Origin of the sequence: Acetobacterium sp. (genome assembly GCF_041752335.1) — a bacterium.
Lineage (GTDB): Bacteria > Bacillota > Clostridia > Eubacteriales > Eubacteriaceae > Acetobacterium.
In genome coordinates, this window is record NZ_JBGSHG010000136.1 from 1 (window position 1) to 1,855 (window position 1,855).

Annotated in this window: 2 pseudogenes; both read left to right on the top strand. The window is 41.9% G+C overall.

Features of this window, described 5'->3' with window-relative positions:
• A pseudogene (locus ACEW8F_RS16760) lies at positions 1-217 on the top strand (methyl-accepting chemotaxis protein); the annotation flags it as partial.
• Positions 218-517: 300 nt separating this feature from the next.
• A pseudogene (locus ACEW8F_RS16765) lies at positions 518-1,855 on the top strand (methyl-accepting chemotaxis protein); the annotation flags it as partial.

Consider the following 1,855-nt stretch of genomic DNA (forward strand, 5'->3'; position numbering starts at 1 on the left):
CGGGATTGCCAAGGTTAATGATTTAGTCGGCAATATCGCCACCGCATCCAATGAACAGGCCACCGGCATCGCTCAGATTAATATGGGCATTGAACAAGTCGCCCAGGTAGTCCAGCAAAACTCGGCAACTGCCGAAGAGAGCGCCGCAGCCAGTGAAGAACTTTCCGGTCAGTCGATCTTATTAAAACAGATGATCGACCAGTTCCAGCTGCGATAAGAGGCTACTAAAAAAATGGTTATTCATATCAGAATAACATTTGGAAAGCCCCGATGTTATTCTATTTCATAGACTGGTCAAAATAACCACTGAATTATAATCAAAAACAAAAAATGAAGTTGAATTTACTAAAAAATTCATATATAATGTTGTACATAATTAAATTATCCTGGTTGAATACCCTGTTGTGAAGAGTAACAGCATCTATAACTAATAGACTTTTGGGTATAATCCTTCAAAAGAAAAGTGGTGGCGAAAAAAGAATTGTTTTTCAAATTAATTTAATAAATGGAGGAAGAAATGGAACATGAAAAAAGTTTGCTGTCAAAAATTATGATGACAGTTGTCCTGCCGGTTACCCTGATTTTTTGTGTGACGGCAGGTATTTCAATGGTTGTTGTCAGTCAGAATTTTGAACAGTTTGGAGATATCCAAAATAGTATGTTGCTGATTTATGCGATCGGTTTAGCGGTAATGATTGGTGTTAGCATACTCGGGGTTAAGGGGATATCGAACCGATTAACCAGCCTGGCCGAGGCAGCCAATCACCTGGCTGATGGAGATATTGAATTAAATTTTAAAGCAGAGAAACCCCAAGATCAGTTGGGTGAAGTTGCTTATGCGCTTTCCGGTATTGCACAAAGTATGCGGTTACAGTCAGAAATGGCTGTTAAATTGGCCAAGGGCGATCTTTCAGCGGCAATCACGCCATCATCGGATAAAGATGTGGTGGGAAACAGTCTGCTGGGAATCAAGTCGTCGATGAAGATGGTGAATGATTACCTGATACAGTTGCCCGAACTCATGGAAAAAGAAGAAAATCTCGACAAAAATCTGGAACCCGAAGTGATTGGCGACTATAAAAAAGGGATTGAACAGGTCAATCAGGCAATCCAAATAGTGGCCGACAAGCGAGATTTCTACCAGGCGATTCTAGATGCGATGCCATACCGGATTACCGTTGTCGATACGGATATGAAGTGGACATTTATTAATAAAACATTGCAAGATTTAAGAGTGGCAACCGGAAGAGAAGGAACTCGGGATTCTATTTACGGTGATGACTGCTGCAAATCAAATCTGGACATGTGTAAAAATGAGGATTGTGGTGTAAAAGCTTACCGAAAAACGGGTCGAATTGAATTTCCCTTTGAGTATCGTGGCGGACATTATCGCATGGATACGACGCCGATTATCGATAAAAAAGGCCAAACCATTGGGTATGTTGAAACCTCATTTAATACCACCGCAACCATGAGCGTTAACAATTATTCAGAAACTGAGATTAAGCGACTGGCTGATAATTTAAGACGTTTATCAGCAGGTGATCTTGATTTTGATATGGATATCCAGGAACCTGATGACTATACCGGCGAGGTTTATGAGCAGTTTAAAGCGATTGAAGTAAATCTCCGGGAAGTGAAAAATACCATTGACAATCTTGTTGGTGACGCCATCGTGCTGACGACGGCAGCGATGCAGGGAGATCTGGATGTACGGGCTGATGAAACCAAATTTAGCGGCGCCTGGAATGAAGTGATCAGTGGCATGAATGGTATTCTTGGAGTCATGGCAAAACCGATGGAAGAGGTCGCAAATGTGATGGCGGCCATCGCCAACGGAAATCTGGACGTGACG